General features: G+C 63.0%; 1 protein-coding gene and 1 pseudogene. Both read right to left on the bottom strand.

Annotated features, from left to right (window positions below):
- Positions 1–41 precede the first annotated feature (41 nt).
- Positions 42–893: a glycosyltransferase gene (locus EN935_RS35625; protein ID WP_164757520.1), complete on the bottom strand. Its 852-nt coding sequence runs from the start codon at positions 891–893 to the stop codon at positions 42–44.
- A gap of 100 nt (positions 894–993) precedes the next feature.
- Positions 994–1,493, bottom strand: a pseudogene (locus EN935_RS35620) (dihydrolipoyl dehydrogenase); the annotation flags it as partial.

Raw genomic sequence — 1,493 nt, 5'->3', positions numbered from 1 at the left:
GACAGCTTCTCCCACAGGGGGAGAAGGGAGATCCTCACGTCCTATTTCCGCAACACCATCGGCCGCCCCAGTAGAAACCGGATGAAATTGCCGGCGTTGCGCGAGGCCTTGGCGGAGGTCTGCGGCATCTGCTTTTGCGCAGGCTCTTTTCGGGCAGCCGCGCGCGTTTCTGTTTCGGCACCGGGCCGGCCCACCGTGAAAGCCGGCTCCGCGACCGGCTTGCCGCGCAAGACATTGGCTGCATTGTTGTCGTGGATGACGATGCACCATTGGGCCTCCTTCGAGGCCGCCCCAACGGTGTTGAAACGCATCGCCATCTTCGTGTGCTCGTCGCAATAGACCCCGTTCATGGACGGTGATCTCTTCTCGACCAGCGTGCCGAAGGCCGACGTCGGATATTCGTGCTGCGTATAGCGGTTGGTTGCCGCATCGAAATTCTGGCCGTGCGGAAAGGCTATATAGAGCGGTTGCTGGTTCACTTCGCCCTTGGCGATTTCCCGGCGCGCGTAGAAGTCGACACGCTCCATGAAGCTCGGCGCCAGCGCGTCATCGCTGTCGAGCCGCGTCAGCGAAACGAATTCGGCATCGGTGTCGCTTTGGACAAACGCATTGAAGGCAACATTGTAGTCCGCGCCGGCATCGACGAGGACCGGCCTGACGTCGATCCCGATCGCACAATCGCAGACGGTCCGGATGTAGTTCTCGTGTGTCTCGGAATCGAACCCGACCAGGACCGTAAAGTCCTTCAGCGACTGGCCATCGAGCGAGGGCGCGCAATAGGTGTCGAACAACGCCAGCCGCTCGACCAGCCACACCGGGTCGAGATTGGCTCTGCCCTTTCCATTCCATTGGCTCGGCATGAAGCCGGTGGCGGTGTTGTAGCGAATCGCCACGTATTTCTTCAGGTCGGAGTTCATTGGCTGAGACTAGAGCATGATGCCGAACGGTGGAATCCGGTTCTCGGAAATGCTCGCGCGGGCCGGGCAACCCACCCTAGATATGCAGCGCGTGCCCGAGCGCCTTCAGCGCTGCTTCCTGGAACCCCTCGCCTTGCGTCGGATGCGCATGGATGGTGCCGGCGATGTCCTCCAGCCTTGCGCCCATTTCGAGCGCCAGCCCGAAAGCCGCCGCCAGTTCCGACACGCCCTGCCCGACCGCCTGGATGCCGAGCACCAGATGGTTGTCCGCCCGCGCCACGACGCGAACAAAGCCGTCCTCGCCCAGCTTGGTCATCGCCCGCCCATTGGCGGCGAATGGGAACATGCCGATCTTGATCTCGCCGCCGAGCGCCTTGGCCTCTTCCGGTGACAGGCCAGCGGTGACGAGTTCCGGATCGGTGAAGCAGACGGCGGGAATGGAGCGCTTGTCCCAGCTGCGCTTATGGCCGGCGATGATCTCGGCGACCATTTCACCCTGAGCCATCGCGCGGTGCGCCAGCATCGGCTCGCCGGTGACGTCGCCGATGGCAAAGATGCCGCGCATCGAGGTGCGGC

The sequence above is a fragment of the Mesorhizobium sp. M7D.F.Ca.US.004.03.1.1 genome (assembly GCF_003998635.1).
Taxonomy (GTDB): Bacteria; Pseudomonadota; Alphaproteobacteria; order Rhizobiales; family Rhizobiaceae; genus Mesorhizobium; species Mesorhizobium loti.
This window is presented reverse-complemented; position numbering and strand designations above follow the sequence as displayed.